The sequence below is a fragment of the Paenibacillus sp. GCM10027626 genome, from assembly GCF_042676285.1.
Classification (GTDB): domain Bacteria; phylum Bacillota; class Bacilli; order Paenibacillales; family Paenibacillaceae; genus Paenibacillus_Z.
In genome coordinates, this window is record NZ_JBHTHC010000003.1 from 268,283 (window position 1) to 292,633 (window position 24,351).

At 50.2% G+C, this 24,351-nt stretch carries 22 protein-coding genes and 1 pseudogene; 4 read left to right on the top strand and 19 right to left on the bottom strand.

Annotated features, from left to right (window positions below; all coding sequences use genetic code 11):
• Nucleotides 1-7: 7 nt before the first annotated feature.
• From rnhA to ACFQ0N_RS08300, 3 genes are all read right to left on the bottom strand, one after another.
• Nucleotides 8-442, bottom strand: coding sequence for a ribonuclease HI (gene rnhA / locus ACFQ0N_RS08290; protein WP_379324758.1), 435 nt, complete (start codon nucleotides 440-442; stop codon nucleotides 8-10).
• Between the two features lie 30 nt (nucleotides 443-472).
• Entirely contained in the window at nucleotides 473-1,048 is a 576-nt protein-coding gene (gene lepB, locus ACFQ0N_RS08295) for a signal peptidase I (protein ID WP_379324760.1), read from the bottom strand.
• A gap of 175 nt (nucleotides 1,049-1,223) precedes the next feature.
• On the bottom strand, nucleotides 1,224-1,646 hold the full coding sequence (locus ACFQ0N_RS08300) for a GNAT family N-acetyltransferase (RefSeq protein WP_379324762.1): 423 nt from the start codon (nucleotides 1,644-1,646) through the stop codon (nucleotides 1,224-1,226).
• Between the two features lie 345 nt (nucleotides 1,647-1,991).
• Here ACFQ0N_RS08300 and ACFQ0N_RS08305 point away from each other — a divergent pair, with 345 nt between their 5' ends.
• Nucleotides 1,992-2,603, top strand: coding sequence for a superoxide dismutase (locus tag ACFQ0N_RS08305; protein WP_379324764.1), 612 nt, complete (start codon nucleotides 1,992-1,994; stop codon nucleotides 2,601-2,603).
• 87 nt (nucleotides 2,604-2,690) lie between these two features.
• Here the strand turns inward: ACFQ0N_RS08305 and galU are convergent, their stop codons facing one another.
• The 3 genes and pseudogenes from galU to pyk all read right to left on the bottom strand — a co-directional run.
• A complete protein-coding gene (gene galU / locus ACFQ0N_RS08310) occupies nucleotides 2,691-3,560 on the bottom strand; it encodes a UTP--glucose-1-phosphate uridylyltransferase GalU (RefSeq protein ID WP_379324766.1) in 870 nt (289 codons plus the stop codon).
• A 121-nt stretch (nucleotides 3,561-3,681) separates the two neighbouring features.
• A complete protein-coding gene (locus ACFQ0N_RS08315; RefSeq protein ID WP_379324768.1) occupies nucleotides 3,682-5,613 on the bottom strand; it encodes an ABC-F family ATP-binding cassette domain-containing protein in 1,932 nt (643 codons plus the stop codon).
• Nucleotides 5,614-5,745: 132 nt separating this feature from the next.
• Nucleotides 5,746-6,750 (bottom strand): annotated as a pseudogene (pyk, locus tag ACFQ0N_RS08320) (pyruvate kinase); the annotation flags it as partial.
• A 127-nt stretch (nucleotides 6,751-6,877) separates the two neighbouring features.
• On the opposite strand from pyk, the gene ACFQ0N_RS08325 reads away from it, so the two are divergent.
• Both ACFQ0N_RS08325 and ACFQ0N_RS08330 read left to right on the top strand, forming a co-directional pair.
• Nucleotides 6,878-7,666 carry a helix-turn-helix transcriptional regulator gene (locus ACFQ0N_RS08325; RefSeq protein WP_379324770.1) on the top strand — a complete coding sequence of 263 codons (789 nt, stop codon included), beginning with the start codon at nucleotides 6,878-6,880 and terminating at the stop codon, nucleotides 7,664-7,666.
• A gap of 34 nt (nucleotides 7,667-7,700) precedes the next feature.
• Nucleotides 7,701-7,982 carry a hypothetical protein gene (locus ACFQ0N_RS08330; RefSeq protein WP_379324772.1) on the top strand — a complete coding sequence of 94 codons (282 nt, stop codon included), beginning with the start codon at nucleotides 7,701-7,703 and terminating at the stop codon, nucleotides 7,980-7,982.
• A 117-nt stretch (nucleotides 7,983-8,099) separates the two neighbouring features.
• Here the strand turns inward: ACFQ0N_RS08330 and ACFQ0N_RS08335 are convergent, their stop codons facing one another.
• The 5 genes from ACFQ0N_RS08335 to ACFQ0N_RS08355 all read right to left on the bottom strand — a co-directional run bounded on the left by ACFQ0N_RS08335 (nucleotide 8,100) and on the right by ACFQ0N_RS08355 (nucleotide 12,057).
• The gene (locus tag ACFQ0N_RS08335) at nucleotides 8,100-8,753 is read right to left on the bottom strand and encodes an SOS response-associated peptidase (protein ID WP_379324774.1); all 654 of its coding nucleotides are present in this window, start codon (nucleotides 8,751-8,753) and stop codon (nucleotides 8,100-8,102) included.
• Between the two features lie 69 nt (nucleotides 8,754-8,822).
• The gene (locus ACFQ0N_RS08340) at nucleotides 8,823-9,689 is read right to left on the bottom strand and encodes a YitT family protein (protein ID WP_379324776.1); all 867 of its coding nucleotides are present in this window, start codon (nucleotides 9,687-9,689) and stop codon (nucleotides 8,823-8,825) included.
• A 33-nt stretch (nucleotides 9,690-9,722) separates the two neighbouring features.
• Nucleotides 9,723-10,955, bottom strand: a complete 1,233-nt coding sequence (locus ACFQ0N_RS08345; RefSeq protein ID WP_379324778.1) for a cation:proton antiporter — start codon at nucleotides 10,953-10,955, stop codon at nucleotides 9,723-9,725.
• Nucleotides 10,955-11,452 (bottom strand): cation:proton antiporter regulatory subunit, encoded by a 498-nt coding sequence (locus ACFQ0N_RS08350; RefSeq protein ID WP_379324780.1) that lies wholly within the window; start codon nucleotides 11,450-11,452, stop codon nucleotides 10,955-10,957. The genes ACFQ0N_RS08345 and ACFQ0N_RS08350 overlap by 1 nt, the downstream gene beginning before the upstream one ends.
• Nucleotides 11,453-11,703: 251 nt before the next feature.
• Entirely contained in the window at nucleotides 11,704-12,057 is a 354-nt protein-coding gene (locus tag ACFQ0N_RS08355; RefSeq protein ID WP_379324782.1) for a hypothetical protein, read from the bottom strand.
• A 206-nt stretch (nucleotides 12,058-12,263) separates the two neighbouring features.
• Here ACFQ0N_RS08355 and ACFQ0N_RS08360 point away from each other — a divergent pair, with 206 nt between their 5' ends.
• A complete protein-coding gene (locus ACFQ0N_RS08360) occupies nucleotides 12,264-12,833 on the top strand; it encodes a GNAT family N-acetyltransferase (RefSeq protein WP_379324784.1) in 570 nt (189 codons plus the stop codon).
• Nucleotides 12,834-13,034: 201 nt separating this feature from the next.
• On the opposite strand, the gene ACFQ0N_RS08365 is transcribed toward ACFQ0N_RS08360, so the two are convergent.
• From ACFQ0N_RS08365 to ACFQ0N_RS08400, 8 genes are all read right to left on the bottom strand, one after another.
• Nucleotides 13,035-14,987: a beta-N-acetylhexosaminidase gene (locus ACFQ0N_RS08365; protein ID WP_379324786.1), complete on the bottom strand. Its 1,953-nt coding sequence runs from the start codon at nucleotides 14,985-14,987 to the stop codon at nucleotides 13,035-13,037.
• Between the two features lie 13 nt (nucleotides 14,988-15,000).
• Nucleotides 15,001-16,935: a hypothetical protein gene (locus ACFQ0N_RS08370; RefSeq protein ID WP_379324788.1), complete on the bottom strand. Its 1,935-nt coding sequence runs from the start codon at nucleotides 16,933-16,935 to the stop codon at nucleotides 15,001-15,003.
• Nucleotides 16,936-16,952: 17 nt separating this feature from the next.
• Nucleotides 16,953-18,605, bottom strand: a complete 1,653-nt coding sequence (locus tag ACFQ0N_RS08375) for an extracellular solute-binding protein (RefSeq protein WP_379324790.1) — start codon at nucleotides 18,603-18,605, stop codon at nucleotides 16,953-16,955.
• Between the two features lie 70 nt (nucleotides 18,606-18,675).
• Nucleotides 18,676-19,566, bottom strand: coding sequence for a carbohydrate ABC transporter permease (locus tag ACFQ0N_RS08380; protein ID WP_379324792.1), 891 nt, complete (start codon nucleotides 19,564-19,566; stop codon nucleotides 18,676-18,678).
• 20 nt (nucleotides 19,567-19,586) lie between these two features.
• Nucleotides 19,587-20,489 (bottom strand): ABC transporter permease, encoded by a 903-nt coding sequence (locus ACFQ0N_RS08385; protein ID WP_379324794.1) that lies wholly within the window; start codon nucleotides 20,487-20,489, stop codon nucleotides 19,587-19,589.
• A 217-nt stretch (nucleotides 20,490-20,706) separates the two neighbouring features.
• Entirely contained in the window at nucleotides 20,707-22,977 is a 2,271-nt protein-coding gene (locus ACFQ0N_RS08390) for a helix-turn-helix domain-containing protein (protein WP_379324796.1), read from the bottom strand.
• Between the two features lie 603 nt (nucleotides 22,978-23,580).
• Entirely contained in the window at nucleotides 23,581-23,769 is a 189-nt protein-coding gene (locus tag ACFQ0N_RS08395; protein WP_379324798.1) for a hypothetical protein, read from the bottom strand.
• A gap of 222 nt (nucleotides 23,770-23,991) precedes the next feature.
• Nucleotides 23,992-24,201 carry a hypothetical protein gene (locus tag ACFQ0N_RS08400; protein ID WP_379324799.1) on the bottom strand — a complete coding sequence of 70 codons (210 nt, stop codon included), beginning with the start codon at nucleotides 24,199-24,201 and terminating at the stop codon, nucleotides 23,992-23,994.
• Nucleotides 24,202-24,351: the final 150 nt, after the last annotated feature.

Genomic DNA, 24,351 nt, shown 5'->3' on the forward strand with positions numbered 1-24,351 from the left:
CTTCCCTTTAGAGCTGCTTGATCGCTGCCCGGGCCAACTCGTCACAGCGGTTGTTCCACTTATTGTCGCTGTGGCCTTTCACCTTAATATACGTTACCTGATGCTGCTGCATCAGCGACCAGAGCATCTGCCATAAATCCCGGTTTTCCACCGGCTGCCCCTTGCTGTTCACCCAGCCGTTGCGCAGCCAGCCCTTCAGCCAGTTTTTGTGAAAACAATTCACGACATAAGCGGAATCGCTGTACACTTTAGCTTTGCACGGCTCCTTTAATAGCTTTAGCGCCTCGATTACAGCCCGGATTTCCATTCGATTGTTCGTCGAATCCTTCTCGCCGCCTGATATTTCTTTCATATGCTTTCCATAAAACAATACGGCGCCGTAACCGCCCGGCCCTGGATTGCCCGAGCAGGCACCGTCTGTGTAAATTTCCACTTCTTTCAATCTTCCCACTCCCAGCGAAACATAGTCATCCTATAATCCACCTATTTTCGCAATTGGCCATAATACAAAATCAGCCCGCCCCTTAATATGATCCCGGCTAACGGTTCCAAAGGAACGGCTGTCCAGACTGGCACGCGCATGCCGATTGTCACCCATTACAAAATATTTGTCAGGCTCCACTACAACGGGGCCAAAATCGATATCTTCAATCTCTGAATCGGTATAACGCTCGACGATCAATTCACCATTACGGTACAGCTGCCCTTCCCGAACTTCGATCGCGTCTCCCTGCACACCTACAATTCGTTTCACTAAAAATTCCTTCTTCTCCGGGCGGTCGGACGGATCTTCCAAGATGACAATATCTCCAAGTGCAGGCTTCCCTATGAAATAAGAAATCTTATTCACAAAGAGCCATTCCTTCTCCGTCAAGGTCGGCTCCATCGATTGCCCTTCCACTGTAGACAAATTGAAGACAAAGTAATGAAGCAGCATGACGACTACGAGCGCGATTGCCAGCGTCCGCGTCCAGTCCCACAGTTCCTTCCTCCATTTAGCTCCAGACTTGTCCGCCTTTGCGGCGGCTTGTCCTGCAGACCGACGCATTGGCACGGCTTCCTGCTTGCTTGGCTCACTATTATGCACAGTCTCACACCCGCCCATCTGTTAGTGAATAAGCTCTCCCATACAAATTTTCCTCATATCTAAAGAAAAGCACATCTGCCCGCCAAAATCAATGGCGAATCCAGACATGCTTTTATTCAAACGGGTTTATATCGTATTACCCCGCGATAATGCTAAGTTTTTGAAAGGAACGAAAGAAATCGTTGGCTGCAAAACCAAGCGATTCGTAAAGCGGCAAGATCGGCTCGTTATGCTCGTCCGCCGTGATCATAATTTTTGTTACATTCCGCTGCTCGAAACGCTGCCTTAAGGAGCGAATTAATGCCTTGCCAATTCCTTGCCGCTGATACCCTGAACGGACCGCGACCCGATAATAATAACCTTTGTTCTGATCGATTGTACCGATAATAATGCCAGCTATCTCGTCTTCTACAGAAGCAACCAGCACCAGCTCGCTGTCCCAGGACAACTGGCGGGCAAATGCTTCCATCGTCTCCTCATAGCATTCAGCCGATAAAACCGTTTCTAAAAGCTGCGTTACAGGCCGGTAGTCGGACAGTTGGAAGGAACGAACATGCATAGATTCAAACCCCTCAATCGCATCAATATTTTTAGATAAAGTAAATAATACGACAAAATCAGCCGAATTCCTTCTTAAATCTTAAAATAAGCTTAAAAAATCGGGTAAATCTCCTGATTTCTTTTGAAAACGCTTAATATTAAGCGCTTCCATGTCGATTATTATTCGGTTTTTCTATTTTCTCTGTCGAATCAAGTAAATGCTGGATGAATAAATTGTATTAAGCTGGATATTCTAGAGCAGTAGCGCTTGCTACTTTCGAAACATAAATGTTGATTTATTATCGTAAATCAGTAATAATTAAAAATGAAGATTCTACATAACCCATTTAGGAGGTTGTTATTCATGGCACATCAATTGCCTGCTTTGCCTTATGCCAACAATGCGCTTGAGCCGCATATCGATGCGATGACGATGGAGATCCACCATGATCGCCACCACAACACGTATGTTACCAATTTGAATGCTGCATTGGAGTCCGCTCCTGAGCTGCAAAGCAAATCCGTAGAAGAGCTGATCGCTGATCTGAACAGTGTTCCGGAAGCAATTCGCACAGCTGTTCGCAACAACGGCGGCGGCCACGCTAACCACAGCCTGTTCTGGGAAACAATCGGCCCTAACGGCGGCGGCGCTCCTAGCGGCGCACTTGCTGATGCCATCCAAAATGAGCTTGGCGGCTTCGACAAGTTCAAAGAAGACTTCGCTAAAGCGGCTACTACCCGTTTTGGCAGCGGCTGGGCTTTCCTGGCGCTGAGCAATGACGGCCAACTGAAAGTATACAGCTTGCCTAACCAAGACAACCCAATCATGGAAGGCGACACGCCTCTGCTTGGCCTGGACGTATGGGAGCATGCTTACTATTTGAAATATCAAAACAAACGCCCTGACTACATTGCAGCTTTCTGGAATGTTGTTAACTGGGCTGAAGTCGGCAAACGTTACGACGCTGCGAAGTAATTACATCTGCGCTTGCATTGAAGAACCCCATCGGAGCATTCCGATGGGGTCTTTTGCATCTTTTTATAGACTTCTTTTGCATACGATTTATTTTTGAAGCCGTTCGGTCATATATTGACGCACGTCGTCAGCCAGATCGGGGCGCTGCAGCGCCAGATCGATCGTCGCCTGCACGAAGCCGAGCTTATCGCCGACATCATAGCGCCGGCCGTCAAACCGGTATGCCCGCAATGGCGAATGCAGGTTCAGCCGCTGCAGACTGTCGGTCAGCTGAATCTCCCCGCCCTTGCCCGGTTCTGCTTGCTCCAATAGATCAAAGATTGCCGGATCGAGCACATAGCGGCCAACAACAGCGAGATTCGTCGGCGCTTCGCCCGGAGCAGGCTTCTCTACCAGATCGCGAACCCGCCCGCTCCTTTCATCTTCATCCAAATCTACGATACCGTATTTGTGCGTCTGATCCCAAGGCACCTTCATGACTGCAACGACAGACGATTGCTCCGCCTCGTAAACATCTATCATTTGCTTCAAGCATGGAGGATCGGACATTAAGATGTCGTCACCCAGCAATACGGCAAATGGCTCATCCTGAACAAAGCTGCGCGCGCTAAGTACGGCGTGCCCGAGTCCGAGCGGCTCGCGCTGCCGCGTATAGCATATGTCCGCCATAAAAGAGATATTCCGTACAATGTCCAGCATTTCCGCTTTGCCGTGAGCTTCCAGCTCGGCCTCCAGCTCGTATGATTTATCAAAATGATCCTCAATCGCCCGCTTGTTTCGTCCCGTCACGATCATAATGCTCTCAATGCCGGAAGCTACCGCTTCCTCTACGATGTACTGAATGGCAGGCTTATCAATTAAAGGCAGCATCTCCTTCGGCTGCGCCTTGGTAGCCGGCAAAAAGCGCGTGCCGAGCCCTCCCGCCGGAATAATTGCTTTACGTACCCGTCGTGTCACCAATAATTACTCCTTCCTAAAGGCCGTTATACTCCATCTTTAGCATGCCCATTTTTACCTCATCCTACCATAACATTAAGCAGCATTTTTTTCTAGTTGACGAGGGTGACGAGGGTCCGTGTTATCCTTTCTTGCTCGCAATTTGCTCCGCCAGCTCATTAAGATATGTCCAGCGCTCCATCAGCTGCTCCAGCTTCTCCTCCAGCTGCTGCTGCTCTGCCAGCAGCTCTTGCAGCAGCGCGGAATCGCTCACTGCAGCTTCCATCCGTTCGCCGATTTTCTGCAGCGCTTCCTCCGCCTTGGCAATATCATCATCGATCGTCTCGAATTCCTTCTGCTCCTTATAGGACATTTTTAGAGCGCGCTGCTTTTCATTAGCCGCTGGCGCCGTTTGGGCCGCTTTCGCTTCCGGCCTCGCGCTGCCGCCTGTCTCGTTTCGCTCCGTCCCGGCTGCCGTCTTAGCGGCCTGCTCTGCAAAATCGGAAAAATTGCCTACATGCTGCGTAATGACCCCGTTTCCTTCAAAGGCAAATATTCTTTCCGATGTACGATCCAGAAAATAACGATCGTGGGACACTGTAAAGACGACGCCAGGAAAGTCATCCAGATAGTCTTCCAGCACTGTCAGAGTTGCAATATCCAAGTCATTGGTGGGCTCATCGAGCAGCAATACGTTCGGAGCTTCCATCAGTACGCGCAGCAGTTGCACGCGCCGCTTCTCGCCGCCGGACAGCTTCGCGATCGGCGACCATTGCTGCTCCGGCGGGAACAGAAACCGCTCCAGCATTTGTGATGCTGAAATACGCGTTCCGTCCGCCGTTTTCACCTGATCCGCGCCTTCCCGAATATATTCGATAACCCTTAATGTATCGTCCATTTCTTCCCGTTCCTGCGAGAATACCCCGAGACGGACTGTCGGCCCAAGGATAACCTCCCCTTCGTCAGGCTGTATGGAGCTGGCAATAAGCTTCAGCAAGGTCGACTTGCCCAGACCATTTCGGCCAACGATACCGACCCGGTCGCCGGGAACAGCGATATAGTTAAAATCACGGATTAATGTTTTACCCGCATAGCCTTTGCTTAGACCTGTCATTTCCACGATTTTTTTGCCAAGACGCGAGGAGGCGACCGACACATCAAGCTTGCCGGACGACTTGTCCGGAGCTGCAGCCTGCAGCTGCTCAAAACGCTCTATGCGAGCCTTCTGCTTCGTCGTGCGCGCTCGTGCGCCGCGGCGCATCCATTCCAGCTCATTGCGCAGCAAATTTTTGCGCTTCGCCTCCGATGCCGCTTCCCTTTCCTCTCGCTCCAGCTTCAGCTCCACAAACCGGCTGTAGTTGGCTGTATAGAAGTAAGCCCGGCCTTTATCCAGCTCAAGCGTGCGATTGCTGACCCGGTCAAGAAAATAGCGGTCATGCGTAATCATCAGCAGCGCGCCTTTGCGCTTCTGCAGCATTTGCTCCAGCCAGGCCACTGACTCATTGTCAATATGGTTCGTAGGCTCGTCAAGCAGCAGCACATCAGCTGGATGCACAAGAGCAGCCGCCATCGCCACCCGCTTCCGCTGCCCGCCGGACAAGGTGCCCAGCTTGGCGTCAAAGTCGTGAATGCCCAATTTGGAAAGGGCTGTCTTCGCTTCACTTTCAAGCCGCCAAGCATCCAGCTCATCCATGCGCTGATTTGCCCGTACCAGCTTCTCCTGAAGCGCGGCATCCCCCGGCAGCAGCTCCAACGCCGTTAGCGCCTCGGAATAAGCCTGCAGCGCGCGCATTTGCTCCGAATCGCCTCCAAGCACATGCTCCAGCACCGTCTCCTCCGGTTCAAAGACAGGATCCTGCGCCAGCATCTGTACAGTCACGCCATTCCCGGTAATGATCGATCCTGAATCCGGCGGCTCCAGTCCGGCAATCACCTTCAAAAAGGTAGATTTCCCTGTGCCGTTAATGCCGTTAATGCCGATTTTGTCTCCTTCCTCAACCCCGAAATTGACATCCTCAAACAGCTTCTTCTCGCCGTAGCTTTTCGTTATATGATCAACCGTCAATACGTGCATCCTTTTTGCTCCCGCCTTTCATGAAAAAAGCGCGAATGCGCAGCGGCTTCCCTATCGGTCAGCCTCCACGCAATCGCGCTCTGCTCTATTAACTTTAAACCACTATTACGCTTCAATCAAATCTTTCTTGAACGCCTGCTCCGCTCTGCCAGCAATCGCGGCCATCGCGCGCACCGCTTCCAGCGGGTAAGCGCCTGATGCCGTCTCGCCGGACAGCATCACCGCATCGGTTCCATCCCATACCGCATTTGCGACATCGCTCGCTTCTGCCCGTGTCGGGCGGGGCTGCTGCTGCATCGATTCCAGCATTTGTGTAGCTGTAATGACATATTTGCCCGCTTTATTGCATGCAGCGATCATTTTCTTCTGGGCAATCGGCACATCTTCAATCGGAATCTCCACTCCCAGATCGCCGCGCGCCACCATAATGCCATCCGATGCTGCAATAATGGCATCCAGCTCATCCATGCCTTCCTGATTCTCAATCTTGGAGATTACTTTAATATGCGCTGCCCCTTTTGCCGCCAGCATCTGCTTAACTTCTTCCACATCTTCGGCATTCCGGACAAAGGACATGGCAATCATGTCCACGCCATTTTCAATACCGAACTGGATATGCAGCTTATCCTTCTCCGTCACGCCCGGCAGCGAGGTACGGATTCCCGGCAAGTTGACACCCTTTCTCGATTTGATGACACCGCCATTTTTAATAACACAGACCGTTTCCGTTCCTTCAATGCGAACAACCTGCAATTCAATTAATCCGTCATCAATCATAATCGAAGATCCGATCTTCACATCGCGCGTTAGGTCATAAGAGACCGATATACGCTTGTCCGTGCCGATGATTTGCTCGGTCGTCAGCGTCAAATATTGTCCGCTTTTCAGTGTGTATGCCGACTCCTGCAGCAGTCCTGTGCGGATTTCCGGTCCTTTTATATCGAGCATGATTTCCACCGCAGCATTCATCTTCCGCGCTGCTTCCCTTACCGCAACGATACGCTGACGATGGTCCTCCAATTCACCATGTGCCAAATTCAAACGCGCTACATTCATTCCTGCTTCAATCATTTCTTCCAGTATGCTTGCCGACAGACAGGCCGGTCCCATCGTGCAGACGATTTGCGTCTTTTTCATCTCTCTCCACTCCTGTCGCTGCTTTGTTTCTCTTTACGTTGTTCATTGTAACGAAGGAGCTATTCAAGATCGATGAAATATAGTACAGTAAATGTACTATAGTAATATAAAAAAAGGGAAGCAACGTATGTTCAGCATTTTTCGCATCACTGAAGAACGGGGTGTGATCCGGCAGGAGCATCGCAGACTGAGCAGTGACAGCTATACCTTCATTTGGGTGCGCTTCGGGCAGAGCGAGTACAACTTTAACGGGATTAAATACAGCTGCCGCCGCAATGAGCTGCTGCTCATTCCTCCTGGCTGCCTGGGCTTCGAGCTGGGGGGCAAGGGCCGTCTTCGCGAGCTGATTACGATCCAATTCAGCCCGTCGGCCTCCGAGATTTCCGGAATGCTGCCCATTCTATCGCGCCGCGCGCCGCTTCATTGGGCGTCCGCCATGCCTGAGCTGATGCTGGAGAAGCTGCTTCGGCTCACCGAGCAGTGGACAGAGCATCAATCCTATTTTACGATGATGTGTGCAGCCCTGTTAGCCGAAGTGCTTGTCCTCGTTAGCCGGGAGGTTGACGAAGGGCTGAAGAAGCCCTCCACCATTCAGCACACTGACCGGATGAAAAGGTATATCGAGGATCATTACCGGGAAAAAATTACAAAGCAGGAGCTTGGAGCTGCAACCGGCATTTCACCTAACTATGCAGCGGCAATGTTTCGCAAAGTGACCGGACTGACAATCAGTGAATATGTTCACTTGAAACGTATGAAGACCGCGCAATATTTGCTGCGCCACTCCCAGCTTACAGTCCAGGAAATATCCGAGCAGCTCGGATATGCTGACCCGTCTTATTTTCACCGCACGTTCAAACGTCTGCTCGGCAAGCTGCCATCCGATCTGATGAATGAACGGACAGACCGGGACTAATGATAGAAAGTATAAACAGAAAGGATTCATCGGGATGAACATTAAAATTATAAAGGCTCAATTGCACTATGAAAAAAAGGAAGGCTACACCGGCTTTGTCCATTTCGAGGTCGAGGGGCATAAGGCCGGCTATGAATTGACCTTGATGGGGAAACACCGGGACAACTGGTCCTACAGCCTCAACTTCCTCAACGGGCCAGGCGTGGAAGCGCAGATCAACGAGGTGGAAACACAGATCGAGACAAATGACGAATTGTTCGATCAGCTGGTCGATGCCGCGCTGGACGCACTGGAGCAGCATGAGGAAGAAGCCTAACGGCATCGAAAAGCCCGCTCAAATGTTGCATTCTGTGCAACAATCGCCCTCAGCGCTCAACTGGCTAAAGCCTAAACAAAAGGGGGGTCCGCACTTAAAAGCGGGCCCCCCATTATATTAACCGGCAGTTTCCGGCTGAGGCATTTCAAATGGAACCTTATCCCCTTTCACAGGCAGAAGCGAAGCAGCAACCATCTGGAAGGGATCCATCGGCCGCAGCATCCCGTGCAGCTGAAACATATCGTCAAAGGTGCCGTTTAACCAAGCCTCCACATGCTCTTCCTCCAGTATTGCCGGCATTTGACGCTGATATGGCGACACCAGCGCATTGGCTTGCGTCGTAATCAGTGTACAGGTGCGCGTCTCGCCGCCGCCTGACGGCGAGCGAAAAACATCATATAGTCCAGCAATAGCAAAGCTGCCACTGCGCATCATCAATTTTGCCCGCTGTGTCTCCTTCCCCTCTGTCCGGCTGACAAAAAAGCCATGGCAAGGAATAATGCAGCGCTGCTTTTTAATAATCCGGTCAAAGGACGGTTTCCACAGCATCGTGCGGCTTTCCATTAATATCGAATCCTTCGCCCAAAACGGCATCAAGCCCCAGCGCGATTCACCCAGCAATCGTCCTTCGTAAGGATCGTCAAATATGATAGATAACTGCTCCGTCGGCATAACTTCACGCAGCCCTGACATATGACTGACCACTTTTTCAATCCGAAATCTTGTTGTTAGCTCGTTTGCATCTGCGTTAACAGATAGCGCTTGGCACATGGAGACCACCTCGTTGATTGTTTTGGTTATTATTAACCAAAACTGGCGAAATCATGCACCCGATATTCATTAGTAATTACCGATTCTCTCGCGTTCAATATAGACAGTGGCCTTGGGATCGGCCTCTTTGACAGCTGCAACAATTCTGCTTACCTCCAGCCGGGAGACGGTTAATGCCAATGCCTCGTAATCATGGTTATTCTTCAGCCGGCTTGGATTTGCTTCACGGCCAGCGACTGCCTTGATCGCTTCATTGACTACTCTTCCGTGCAAAGTTTCAATCCGAATAACCCGCTCAAGGTTAGATCCGGTCACGATACGATGAAGCGCCAGCAGCATAATGCCAACCGCCAATGCAGAATGCAAGACCTGCTCCTGCTCATACAACGGCCAGGCGGCTGCGATGACGAGCACGCTAGCGAGAACCGGCAGCGTCCACTGATAACGCCTCCCTTTGCCTTCGTCCTTCATAACTAAACGAATCGCCGCATCCAGCAAGCCGCCGCCGCGGACAACAAGCCCTACTCCGATCCCGAGCGCAGCTCCGCCGACTACAGCAGCAGGCAGGCGATCATCTGTCAAACCGGGAACCGGATGCAGCAATACTGTCGCAAACCCGAACACCGTCATTCCCGTCAACATTAGCCACTGTTGCGAACGCTCTTCCACAGTCCTCCAAATGATGAAGCCGCATAGCGGAATATTCAAGAGCAAAAGGATAAAGCCAAGCCGCCATTCCAGCTCATAGGCGACAATCATCGAAATGCCGGTTACTCCGCCGACAACGAGCTGATGCGGTACGAGAAACAATTCGATTCCTGCCGAGGCCAATACCGCCCCGAATACTACGAGTAAAAGCTCCGCCTTCATTCCTTGCCGAAGCTTGCCTTTTCCCTGTTCTACCCGTTCAGGATACGGGACGTTCGATAATCTCACGTTCGCTCCCTCCCTTTCGATATCAGGCAATAGTTAAAGCTCTTGCGAGACCGACGGCTGTTTGCGTTTGTTATAACGGCGGCTAAATTTAAATATTTTGTCCAACAGACCAAACACCGCCTTCGATTCCTTGGTTAGCAGCGGTCCCAGTACAGCCAGAATAAGCACATACAGTGCTGCAAAAGGCTGAATAGCAGGCAGCAGCCCGCCTGACTTGGCCAAGTTGGCCATAATGATCGAAAACTCGCCGCGGGCGACGATCGTCAACCCGATGTTGGCCGAAGCTTTCGGCGATAATCCGGCAAGGCGCCCAGCCCACATGCCGGCGACAAAATTGCCGAGCAGCGTAATGATGACTGCCCCTACCGCCAGCCAGACCGCTCCGCCAAGCGAATACGGATCAATCGTCAAGCCGAAGCTGAAGAAGAAGATCGCTCCGAAGAAATCACGAAACGGCAAGATCAAATGCTCAATCCGCTTCATATGCTCCGTCTCTGCCAGCACAAGTCCAACCAGCAGCGCTCCGATCGCTTCGGCGACATGAATCGTCTCTGAGAAGCCGGCCACCAGGAATAAAACCGCAAAGATGACGAGCATAAACAATTCATTCGAGCGGATGCGCAGCGCGCGGTTAAGCAGCGGCACGCATTTGCGGCCGATGATCAGAATAAACAGCATAAAGCCGAGCGCAATCAGCGCCGAAGTCAGTACGCCGCCCAGCGAAGTCGATCCGCTGAGCAACAGTCCGGACAAAATCGAAATATAAATCGCCAGGAAAACATCCTCGAACATAATAATGCCCAAAATCATTTCGGTTTCCGAATTTGCCGTCCGCTTCAAATCGACGAGCACCTTGGCTGCGATCGCGCTGGAAGAAATGGTCGTAATCCCTGCGACAATCAGAATTTCCTTGAACGGCATTCCGACCGACCAAGCATACAGCAATCCAAGCGTAAAATTGATCAAAATATAGATCGTCCCGCCGACCGCAATTGAACGCCCTGACTTGATCAGGCGGCTGACTGAAAACTCCAAGCCAAGATAGAATAGCAGAAACAGCACACCGATACGGCCCATAAATTCTATCAAAGGCGCACTTTCAATAAATCGGAAATCAAAATGCCACCATTCGATCGCATGCGGCCCAACGGCCATACCTATCAAAATATAGAAAGGAATAACCGAGAAACGCAGCTTCGCCGACAGCAGCCCTGCAAGCGCAATAAGTGCAATAGCAACCCCCACTTCAAACACGATATGATTCATCAGGAATCACATCCGTCCATCAAGATTTGTTTGAACATTTTTTGCTGGCTGCGATCCCCGGCTACTACGAGCGTCGACTCGGGCGTAAGATCAGCTTCCGGTCCGGGATTGATGCGGTTGTTCTTCTGCGGTCCGATCAAGGCGATTATGGTCGCTCCGGTACGCTGGCGGACATTCAGATCGCCGATCGTTTTTCCCGCAGCATAATAGCCGGATTCAATCCGGTACCACTCAATAACGAGATCGTCCAGCGCCATCTCTACCGATTCCAGCGCCCGCGGGCGGTACGTCACCCCTCCGAGCACAGCGGCAACGACGCGCGCCTCATCGTCATCGAGCGTCACCATCGAAATGCTTTCCTCCAGGTCATCATGATCGTAGTGAAAGCACTCGCGCCTTCCATCATCATGAACGACCAGTACGAGCTTATCTCCGCCTCTCGTATGAAGCTGAAACTTTTTTCCGATGCCAGGCAGATCGCTTTCCCAAATATTCATACGCAGTCCTCCTTTTAGTTCCTTCCCTTTTTGCGCAGCAACAAATAAACCTTTTCCTGTTTGTTTTTTTAAAACAAAGGAACGGCCTACTGATGAACGACAACATGAGAAGAAACGGCTGACGCCGTCCTTGGCGCGAAGCAAGTTTCTTCCCGTAAAAATATAAGCTAGGTATAAGGTAAAACTTATACCTTCTTATATTTCAAATAAACCGGCAATGGCCAGTCATATAAATGGTACTTTGTGGAAATCTACACAAAAAGGGAGGTGAATTTGACAGGAGTCAGCTTTATACGTTTAAGTTGAATGGCAATAATTGGCCGCATTGGGACCAGGGGAACCAGCTTTCGTGCAGAGCTGGAGTACACAAGGGCGATTAAGAAAGAAAAAATGGCAGCAAGCGCAGTCAACCGCATCTGTGCCGAAATAATCGTACCTGTGCGTACATGAGGTTTAACGAAACTCTCGACCGTCGGTGATTCAACCGTGCGGGCCGCTTCGTTAATTACCGTCTCCGGCAGTGGAGTCGGCGTGGAGAAAATCATAAAGAATGCGATGAGAAGCGTAGAAATCCAACGTATTGAAGAGATATTCAAAGATTTCATCGATTCTCACCGCCTTTTTCAATGATTTTAAAGAAATTATACCATAAATCGCCCCAAATCACAAACTTTAAACTTTTGTCAATTCACTTCTTGCCGGCATTTTACTTGCCTCCGGCGCCTGCATGTACCCAAATTAGACTCGATAGAAATTTTCCGCTACACTTGTATGAACAGAACGGATTTACTGCAAAGGAGAGAACTTGAGGATGATAATTCGCAATGCAACCCCTGCCGATGCTGCAACCGCCATCCCTCTGCTATTCGAAGCGATCGGCGATATCAGCTATATTTTGACCGGCACCGGAGATGCTACTGCCGCTGCTGCTGCCATGATTGAACTGTTTCAGCAGCCGGCTAACCGGTTAAGCTACGAGAACTGTACCATTCTTGAAATAGACGGACGCACCGCCGGCGCACTGCTCGCTTATGATGGCAGCCGGCTGGCTGAGCTGGATCAGCCGCTGCTTGACCGCATCTTCTCCGTTACCGGACAACGCCCGGAGTCTTTCCCCCAGGAAGCGCTGCCTGGCGAATACTATCTCGACTCGATTGCCGTCGACCGCACTTATCGCGGACAGGGCTTGGGCAAGCAGCTCATGCGCGCTTTCGAGGAGCAGGCCGCAGCACGCGGCTGCAAGAAGCTGTCGCTTATTGTCGAATTGGCTAATGAGAACGCCAGACAGCTGTACATTGCACAAGGCTATGAGGCCGATGGCTATAAGCTTGAAATTGCCGGCCATCACTATGATCATATGGTTAAGCAGCTTACAAAGTGATGGCCCGCCCTGAATTGGCGAAACATATGGTTATGAGCGACCAACTTTGAGGCATCCGGACCGACGATCCGTTATTTTGTCGAAACCCGGCTAGTCCAGAGATTTCCAATTTCAGCTGGATTTCGCGATTTTGTTGCAAACTACACAAAAAACTCCGCAAATTGCCAACATTCAACATGTCGCAATTTGCGGAGTTCCCTGTTAACGATTATCCCCGGCAGGCTCCAGCAAAGCCGCCAGACGCTCCCGGCATTCGCTTTGCCGTTTCACAATGAATCCGGCACTTTCCTCTAAACCGCTACTCGTACACTGCACATAGCCGTTGCTCCAACGGTTGCGCTGCAGCCACAGCTGCTTGTAAACACTCAATACCCGATCAGCATCAGCAATCCACTCTTCCAGCAAAGCAGCCGCCGTCTCCTTCTGCCCGCCGGAAGTGTCAAGTTCTTTCAAGACGCACTTCACTCTGCCCAGCTTGCCGGCGAGCAGCAGCAGCTCGGTCGCATTGTAAAACTCTTCGTCCAGCAAAGCAGCCTCCGAACACCGCATATCCGCTTGCGCCAGCTTCTCCTGCTGCTGCCGCACATAGTCCTCCACACGCTCGAAATCGGCCGCTGTCAGCTCCTTCAGCACCGCCATCTCATCCAGCTTTTTATGGAAAATACGTCCCAGCACACTACTGTCATGAACACAGCAGCCCTCTTGCTTATAGGCATTTCCCAAATCGAGCACAAAGTCGCCCATAACGGCATTCCGATCCTCAAAGATAAAGCGATTTAAATAGTCAGCGATCGCAATATCGCGATTGTTGTCCACATCCCAGCTTACTGCTGCGCCATAGGCGAGACCAGCGTACAGCAGCGGAAAATGATGCAGGCTGATCACATCGTACCAATGCGTATTCAAATAACCGCTTGCCCCGTACTGCTTGCCGGCCAGCGCCGCACCAAGCAAATTCCCCCGCATATTGTCCGTACGGCCGACGATGGAATTCCAGCAGCTTGTTCCCGGGCAAACATAGAAAGGCATCCCGGCAGCATGCAGCTTCCCGGCATGATCATTAAACGGATGATCAGCTTCATAGCCCCATTCCATTGCGACTGCATCCTTCGGCAATTCGCTCAGCAGCTCTGGATATTGAATGACGATATCGCCCCAGAACATCATTTTTTTGCCCCGCATTTTGACGGATTCCTGCACCTTCAACAAGAAATCCAAATAAATCCGGCCTGTGCCGATCCGATCAGCAGCCTCTTTATTTTTGCCTTTTCCGAGCTCATAGGTTTCATCAAACCCGGCATTATACCAAACAGAAGAGAAGTATGGCAGCAAATCGTCCTGCATATTTTCGACCAATTCCATCGTACGGGGATCGGCCGGATCGAGTGTGCCCGCCTGCAAATAAATCTCTTCATTGAACGGGAAGCCGCCAGGACACTCAGCCAAATCGGCGAACTCCTTGCGGGCAAGCCAGGCGTCCATATGGCCAAAGCTGTTCTGATTCGGCACCAGTTCGATAAACCGCTCCCGGCAGTAGCGATCTACCGCCATAATCTCCTCCCCTGTCATCGGAGTTCCCGTCTCCCACACATAAGGGTATGTGTCATACGCGAAGGAAAAGCCTTCAATATACAATTGCAGCTGATTCAATTTCATGTCTGCCATCGTATCAATCACGCTAAAAAGCGTATCCATCGTCGGCACCTTATTGCGGCTGACGTCAAACATAAATCCCCGCGCCGCGAAGTCGGGGGCATCTTCAATGGTCATGCACGGAATCCTTTTGCCATATTGAACGAGCAGTTGCTTCAATGTACTAACAGCATGAAACGCTCCCGCCGGTCCGCCATAATGAATGCGAATCGCTGACGGTTCAATTTGCAGTTGGTAGCCTTCTTCTCCCGGCGCAGCGGCCGCAGGCGCGAAGAAGATGTCAGGCGTTAGCGGACCGCGCGCTCCAAGAACAATTGTTGCTTGAACCTGAGAAGTACTCGCTATAGTCTGCTGCAATCGCTGCGCTGTAAAGTACAGCTGCTCCTTGTGAGCTTCCGGAACAGAAATTTTAACCTGTCTCCCGATATCAAAAAAGCTATCGCTCCGCTTGACATGCTTCGGATATGGAACGAGCAGCAGCTGTTCTTCCGCGTTTTTCATCGTCGATTCCCCTTTAACGGTTTGCTGCCCGGTCACTAAAATATGGAGCCAGACGCTCGGCCAGCAAGCCGGTCATTAGCCCGGAAGCAATCTCGGCCACGGTCCAGCCGGACTCAATCGCCCACGGCCCCCAGCTATTGTCGGCCGGCGAGCCGAAAACTTCCATTTTATCCGGGTCAAACGCTCTCGCCCAGCCGCCGTCGATCTTAACATAGTCACTGTGCAATTGCGCATTAATAATAAACTTCGCCGTATCCTGCCACTGCTCCATAAAATAAGCGTCTCCCGTGACAAAATAAGCTTGTATCCAGCCGAATGGCAGCCAGTTATTCGTGTAGAGCAAATCTGCGACACAGTCTCCATTGCAGCCGAGCAATGAATTTTCATCCTCGCCGATTTTGCGGCGCATCATCGCTGTATAGCCTTCATCCCACTCCAGATAAGCACCGGAGGGATGCTTGTATTGCTGCATATCATGCGCTACCCGGTATAGCCATTCTCTATGCTCATCTTCGCCTGTCACCCAGTACAGCCAGCTAAGCGGATAGAGCAGCCGGCTGTACTCCTGCGTCTGACTAAGCACGCGGAAGGTATTCGGGTAAGCTTGCATAATCGTCGTCAGTCCGCGAACGGCAACGTCCCGGTACTGCTCTTTGCCGGATATTTTGTAGGCCAGCAGCAATACCGCATGGTAGAAAGCATTGAAATGCGCGCTCGGCATATTGCCCGGCTCGCCCGCCAGCTTGGCAATCTTCTCCGGCGAAAGCAAGCTGTTGTATGTGCAAAAATAACGCGTGCCATCCGTTCCTGTCGTCCTAATTAGAAAATCCAGCGCATCATAGCATTCCTGTAAATGCTCATCACGTCCCAGGTACAGCGCTTTAAGCAGCTCCGGGACAATCGCTCTTGCCACATCATCCTGGTAGCAGACGTCCCACTGCTCATCTGTCCACCGCATCATACCATGCAGATCGCCGCTGTCCTTGTACTGCATCGCATTAAAGACGACATCGGCCAGCGCATTGGAGATGTTGAGACTGCTCTGCTCGCCAGACAGCATATAGTCCATGAAATATGCCATTGCCGTTTCTCCGATACAATCGCTGCGAATCCAGTGGAACATCCGCTGCTCGCCGTTCGGATAAATCTCAGTCGCTACGCCCTCGCCCACGCCATCGCGCCCATTGTTCAACAAAATCCCTGCCTTGACGAACCAATTCATCGCTTTATCGACAGTACGGCGTATTTGCGGCACAAGCGGTTCTTGCGGATCGTACTGCCCGACCGTGTACGCTTGCGGCAGATTGTCCAGCTCAACCCGCTCATCCAGCAGCCAGCTCAAAATAAATTGTACAATCGCTTGCACACGCGGACGGGGAGAAAATCTCGCCCGAATAAAATTGCATAAGCGGAAGGAGCAGACAAGGACGTTGTCCGGCTCCTCAAACCACAGCGCCCGCGCGGTTACTTGCTCCTTCATCTCTTCCGTCAGCTCAACACGATCGTGAACGTTCGCTTTGACATACTGCAGCAGCGGCGCTGTATGTGCACAGGTCGGCTTGTACGGCTTCATCCTCCATCCGCTCTGGTCGTCAATCAGTTCGCCTGGAGACAGCCCCGCAACCGCGATTTCAGCCGTTGCAAATGCCAGCCGTTCATAACGGGTGCTTTCCGGCGCTGTAGTGAACATATGCCCGATGCTGGTGCAGAACTCAGCGAATATTTTGGTGCCGCGACGCACATGCCGCTCAATTAGTACGCGTTCAGCCGGCTTGAAGACAACCGGCTGCTCGCCTGCTCCGCCAAGAATCGCAATCGCAGCGCAGTGCGCAAGGCCCGCGGCTGAAAGCTCCCCCGGCTTCATAACCGTAAGGGACGGCACTCTTGCTTGCAAAATAGTCAGCAAATCCGATTCTTTTTCTGTAATAACAGCCAACGATTTCCCCATGCTTCTCCTCCAGCTTTTTATCCGTTATTGTAGGAGTCCAAGGCAGTCTGGTAGACGCCCAGCACTTTTTCTACGCCCATATCCAGCAGCTTTTGCTGAAATTTATCCCACTCGGCATCAATATCCGCGCCGCCTGTAATCCATTTGGCCATCGTATCATTTGTATATTTCAACAAATCCGTCTCGATAACCGATATTTCTGTCTGCTGCTCCGGCGTCAGCCACAGGTAGCTTAGCGGCTCCTGCTCCTGGCTGACATAAGGCGCGTATGCTTCCGCGATGGCGCCTTTTTTGTAATGCTCTCTAGTACCCGGCTTCAAATAGAGATTGTCGCGCGCTTCCTTCTTCAGATAAGAAGGGAATCCGGAAATAACGCCCCATTTGTCCAGCGATCCTTCTACCGGCGTCAGCACAAATTTCCCCTGCTCATTCCGGGCCCAGCCTTCATTTTCCGGACCGTAGAAATACGGGCTGAGCGATTCTGCCGTTCCCGTAATAAAGAACTCATCCAGCCATCTCAAAATTGCTTCCGGCTGCTCTGCGGCCGAAGTAATGGCAAACATCGAGGTGAAGATTCCCGGGTCGCCGCCCGGCCATACCGGTTTCGTACCGTTGTCCGCTTGCAGCGGCGGCAGAATCTCATAATCTTTCATATGCTCGTCGCCGACGGCGGTATATCCGTCCCAGCTTGACATGACGCCGTAAAGCTCCGGCTCCAGTCTTCCCTTCGCCTCGTACTGCTGCACGTCATGCGTGAATACTTCGGGATCGATCAGCCCTTCGCTCCAAAGCTTGTTGAAGTATTTGAGCGCATCCTTCCATTCCTGATGCTGGGCGGTATATAGCACTTTCTTCCCTTCAATGACCAGATGCTTGTGGGAGTCAATACGCCCGAACCAGCCGAACATGCCGAACTGGTCGTTATTTCCCGAACCGTTAAACATGAACGAAAGCGGCAGTTCATCCTGCTTATTGTTTTGATTCGGGTCTTTCTCCTTGAACGCCTTCAGCACCTCATACAGCTCGTCTGTCGTCGTCGGCTTTGGCAGACCGAGCTGATCGAGCCATTTTTTATTAATATGCATGACAGCTGTCGTGCTTGGTTGCGTATCGACGATCGGCAACGTATAAATATGGCCGTCCGGTGTCGTAAGCGCCTTGCGGACGTCTGGCCGCTCCTCCAGCATTTGCTTAATATTGACCGTATATTTATCAATGAGCTCTTCAAGCGGGATATAGATGCCCTTTGGCCCGCGATTCATGACATCGGCAGCGGACAGCCCCCATCCCGCCACAACATCGGCATAATCGCCGCTGGCAAACATCAGGTTGCGCTTCTCCGCTTGCTGCTCCCAGGCCGGAATGTCCCACTCTACCTTCACATTCGCTTTTTCGTTCAGCTCCTGAAATATTTTCACATCATTCGGATCAATTAGCAGCGCTGGCGCAAACACTTTGAATTTGTACTGCTTCTCAACGACAGGCAGTCCGGTCAAATACAGATTGCCTTCTTTTTGGCGCTCCTCTCCTCCGCCATTGCCGCCTCCCTGGTTGCCGCCCTCTGCCGATGGCGTTGTCCCGCCGCCTTCGCCGCCCGAGCAGCCGGCCAGCCAGGTGGTGCCGGAGAGCGATAAAGCGAGCGCAAGCGATAAATAACCCCTCTTTTTCATCTTTACATCCTCCCATTCTTTCTTGATTGAATTGTATATTATTTGTCTGCTGATCCCGGGCCTCAGCCGCTTATCCTTTCAGCGAACCGATCATAACCCCTTTGACAAAGTACTTTTGCAAAAAGGGATATAACACAAGCACAGGAATGCTGACAAAAATAATAACCGCGTATTTCATTGACTGGGCCAACAACTGCTTTTCCTCAATTAGCTCCCGGTCTTTAATGAGCGACATTTCGACCGTATTTTGCACCAGTATATCTCGCAGGACGAGCTGTACCGGGAATAATGCTTTATCCCGCAAATAAATAAGGGCATTAAAATAAGAGTTCCAGTGCGCAACGCCGTAGAACAGCACCATCACTGCAATCAGCGCGCTCGATACAGGCAGTACTACCGATATAAAAAACCGGGTGTGAGATGCGCCGTCTACAGTCGCCGCCTCCCGCATTTCTTTCGGAATCGTCGATTGGAAGAAGGTGCGGGCAATAATCAGATTCCATACGCTTAATGCGTTGGGAATGACGAGCGCCCAAATCGTGTTGAGCATACCCAGATCTTTCACAATCATGTAGGTCGGGATTAGCCCGCCTTGAAAGAACATGGTAAAAATAAACAAAAAGGTCATAACGCTTCTTCCCTTCAAATGAGGGAGCGACATCGCATACGCGGCCGGCAGCGTCAGGAGCAAATTAATAATCGTCCCCAGCACAACATAAAAGACTGAGTTGCGGAAACCGGTCAGCAGCTGCACATCTTGAAAGACCCCCTTATAGCCCTCAAACGTGATGTCTTTAGGCCACAGAAACACTTGTCCTCCGCTGACGAGCAGCGGATCGCTGAATGAAGCAATTACGATAAAATAAAGCGGATACATCACAATGAGCAGCACGCCGGTCAAAAAGATAAAATTGCCTATATCAAACCAACGATCTGAATTGGATTTCGTTAAAAAGTTCACTGCTTTCCCCCACTTTCGGCTTACCAAAGCGAATGCTCTGAAACTTTTCGGGCCGCTTGATTGACTGCAATGAGCAAAATAAAGTTAACGATATTATTTAGGAGCCCTACCGCTGCCGAGAAGCTGAATTGGCCTCCCTGCAGGCCCACTTTATACACATAGGTCGAAATTATTTCCGATGAAGAAATGTTAAGCGAATTTTGCATCAAATAAATCTTCTCAAAGCCGACGGAGAGTACATTGCCCATGCTGAAAATAAGCAGGATGACGATGGTGGGCGCAATACCCGGCAAATCCACATGCCTGATTCGTTTCATTTTACTTGCGCCGTCCATCATCGCTGCCTCATGCAATTCCGGATTAATGCCGCTTAAGGCCGCCAAATAAATAATGGCCCCCCATCCTGTCGTCTGCCATACTTCAGATAACACATAAACCGTACTAAAAAGCTCCGGTTTGGCCATAAAATGAATCGGATCGCCGCCGAAAAGTTGAATCACATGATTCACCAAGCCGCTGGAAGGTGAAAGAAAGAGCAAGATCATCCCGACGATGACGACCATCGAAATAAAGTTCGGGGCATACGTAACCGTCTGAATAAAGCGCCGATACTTCTTGCTCGTCAATTGATTAATTAGCAGGGCGAATATTAAAGGTGCCGGGAAACCGATTAATAACGTATAGAGGCTGATGATGACCGTATTTTTTAATACCGTAAAAAAATATGGAGATTCAATAAAGCGCTGGAAATGGGTGAGGCCTGCCCAGTCGCTCCCTGTAATGCCCTTTACCGGGTCAAAATCTTTGAAAGCAATTTGCACCCCGTATATAGGCGCATAATGGAAGATCAGAATAAACGCTACGGCAGGAAGCAAAAAAAGGTACAGCTCATAATTCTTATAAAAGTATCCTGTCTTGTTCATTGCAGCACATTCCTCTCCAGTATACTGGCGCTTGCCGGGCCCGTATTTTGTAAGCGCTTGTAATAGTCCTCATGCTATACCCCCGCTCACTTGCCCGCAATATGTCTTTGCTGCAGAACGATAGGCCAGATATGACCTAGCCGCTAATGTGCAAAATATGAACCCGCCTATGCAGCAAATATCCTGGTTGCTTCACTTGCTGCATAGACGCAGCCGGCTATGGCCGATACATTTTCCGAAAATCTCCCGGCGTTATACCGTTTTTGCTTTTAAATTTGCGGATAAAGCTGGACTGATCGTAATAGCCGATTTTGTAGACGATATTTTGGATCGATTCATCGGAGTGCTTCAGCAAATCTTCTGCCGCCTTCATCCGTTTGCCATTGATATATTCCGTCAGCGTCATCCCTGTCTGCTCTTTAAAATACCGGCTTAAATAAGAGGCGGTCACACCAACCGTCTCCGCCGTTGCCCGCACGGAAACAGCCGGATCGCAATAACGCTGATCCAAATATTGCTCCAGCTTTTGCATAAGACTGCTCTGGTTGCTCCGCTTGCTGCGGATCATCGCGCAGATGCGCTCACACAGTTTGAGCACAGCGTCCTCCAATTCCTCAATCGTATCGAACTTCATCAAGGTCAATACATCCGGATATTCTCCGTCATCGGACAAGTAATTGTCGTTCATATCTACCACGGTTTTGATAACGGTGTTAATGACGTCATAACACAAGCTTCTCGCCACAAAAATCGATAGCTGATGATGATGAATGATATGCGTAATTGCGCGAATCGCCTCGCCTATCGCCTCGATATCCTCGCGCTTGATCGCCGCACCCAGCTGCTCCAGCTCTCTTGTAGGATAATCGCTGAGCGCAAAATCCTTATTGTCAATATCAGCAAAACGAATAACCCGGTTATTGCCGGAAATAAACCGGTACTGCAGCGCTGTCATCGCTTCCAAATACGATTTGCCGACGATCGATAAATCATCGTACAAACTGCCGATGCCTACTGTGACATGAAAATTCCAGCCATCATTAATATTGTTTTTCAGATTAGAGATTTGCCGCTCGACCCGCTCTTTATTTTCCGGCTCCATCGCAAGCAGCAGCACGACAACATTGTAGTCCATGCTTTCCTTGGCGTAGCCCTCGACATCTCCCGGTAATTGCTCCTCCAAAAATGAAACCATGCGCTCATGTTTAAAATTCAATATTTTTTCCGTCATATGCAAATAGAAGACGGCGACCATAAAGCTTGATTTTGTAAAGACGAGATCTACATTTTTTCCGAGCGAATTAAACTCTGCCATATTGTAAATTTGCCCTTTAATCAGCTTGAACAGCAAATAGTCTTTTAGCGCATGTCTGCTGCTCATCACCTGATTGGCCAAATTCGTATTATCGTCGGAGATGCTGTCAATGACCTGTCGGACAATTTCGATTTCGTTAATGTTGCCTGCCCGCTTGCCCCACTTATTTTCGGCAAAATCTTTCAGCTGCTTAATCGGATTGTAGTGCTTGATCGAAAAATAAAACGTGGCTCCGCTGCCGATCAAGAGCACAGTCAGCAGTCCGGCCATCGATTTCCAGCGCATCTCGGAAACGGTCTTCATCAGTTCCTTCGTTGGAATCAAGGTGACATAGGTCCAGTGAACAACGTCTGATTGCACGCTTGAAAATAAAAACGGTTCGCCATTGATCGTTATGGGCTCCGAAGTTTCTGCCATACCTGCAGCATAAAAGCGCTGTAATTGCTCCGTATAGATGGAGTCATCCGGTTGCAAAGAAGTGATGACATTGCCGTCTTGGTCAAACACAATGCTATTGCCTTCATACTTGCCGAACACTTCGTCAATAAAGCTTCTAATGACCGTTTCCTTCACCTGAAACAGCAACGTTCCGTAAGGCGTAGATTCATGCACCGGGATCGGCACAATAAGCGTCATTAACCGTTCCGCCTTGGCCCGGTTGTCCATTTCCATAACGACGACATCCTCCGTAGGGCGCATCGTCGGCATCGCCGCCGTTTGCAGCACCTCTTGAAAGTCATCGGCAGACCAATGTTTATATTTATACTTGGACTCCAAAAACCTCTCCACCACATAGGTGCTTGATGGCGAGTAAATAAATTGATCCCCTCGTGTATACAAAAACAGGTCATGAATAAATCCGGTCGTACTCATATAATTTTTCAGCGCCGTTACGCCGCGGATCTTTTCATAGGCGCTTTCTTTGAGCTTGTACGGCGTCAAATCCGGGTTGGCGGAAATTTGAAAAGCGATATTTTCAAGCTCTTTAAAACGCGTATCGATCATATTTTTCACTTGGGTCAGCATGTTGCGGTTCGTCTCGATCGTTTCGGCGGCAATATAGCCTGAAAACGTATTGAACACAAATGCCCCGATCGTAACTAACGGGATGATAAGCACAAAAATATAGGACACAAAGTATTTCCAAAACAGCCTGGAACGACTAAACAGCATAGGCATCCCCCAATCTGATCGCACAAATGTCGCAGGCAGCCTTGCAGCGAGGTTATAAAAATGCAAAAGGAACGTTGCTTAATGTGAAGCGAAAGCAGCGTCCCTTTCATACTTGCATTGTTCCATTATGCGGCCAGGAAGCCGGATGACTACCGCCGGCCGCTATTCAATAGCGGAAACTATTCATCGGAATCAAACCTCCGCAGACTTCATCGTTTGACTCATTGTAGTACGCGCCTCTTTTTTTGAATGATCAGCTTCCTCAAATGTAAGCGCTGTTATCCATTATTGTAGAGAGGCGCATTTTGCCCGGCAACATGTCTTTCCTCCGCTGCATATGCCATAAATGATCTCACTGCCTGTTGTCCTTTAAGTATGGCGCTTCTTGCTGCTGCAGCACAATAGGCCAAATGTGACCTCGACTATGCGAGAAATGAACTTATCGCTCATGAGTTCCAGCGGCGGCGTTTTTCTGGAGCGAAGTACCATTAGGCACTGTTGTTGCACAAAATACAACATTTGAGCCATTTTTCAAAAAAAGAGGACTCTCCCGAGCTACCGATTGCGTACAATCGATAACTGGCGGGACAGTCCCCTCCATATCTAACCTACAGATGAGCGCATCTTGCCCATCTCATGCTCGACCAAGGATGTAAGCTCCTCCTCATATCCGCCCGTAATCCGGTACTTGCGCACATACTCCCGGACGAACTTTCGCGGATCTTTAGGTTGAAAAATTCTTGTTAGTTCCCGCAAACTTTCTTTGACTTCATTATGGCTTCTTTTCGCCATGAAATCCCCTCCCCATTAACGGTTAGTGGTCCTAACAATCCATCTACGAAATGCGAACGGATGTTGATTCCGACGCTGGGTACCCATTTCTTTTGGAAATTGCCGGATAATTCAGACGCCTCGATGTCAAAAAAGGGACAGAGTATTTGCATTTGTCGTTCAATTATAACATTTCTGAACAAAAGATAAAAGCGAACAAGATCTTTCGTTTTAAAAAACAGCTTAAAGTTCATCCTTCTGTATAGATTCTGAACGACGAGCCGCCGGATTGGCAGCCTTGCTCTTGCAGTCAGATGTCGCTTCCAGCTCTGCCTTTTGAGCCATTTCCTCAGCGCCACTGCTGCGATAAATACGCAAGTAAGCCACTACGCAGGCAACGGCTACGATAATACCAAAGACGATTACAAGCGTTGTTACCCACGGACTTACCATATCATCATTCTCCCCCTTTTCCAGCCAACTTCCAGTTATAGGTTAAGTATAGGGGATTCAGAGAACGCTTTCAATCGTAATAAGGGGCTGCTACAAAATTGTAACAATGTAACATTTTTGTTACTCTGGCTAACAGCCCTTCGCCTGAAG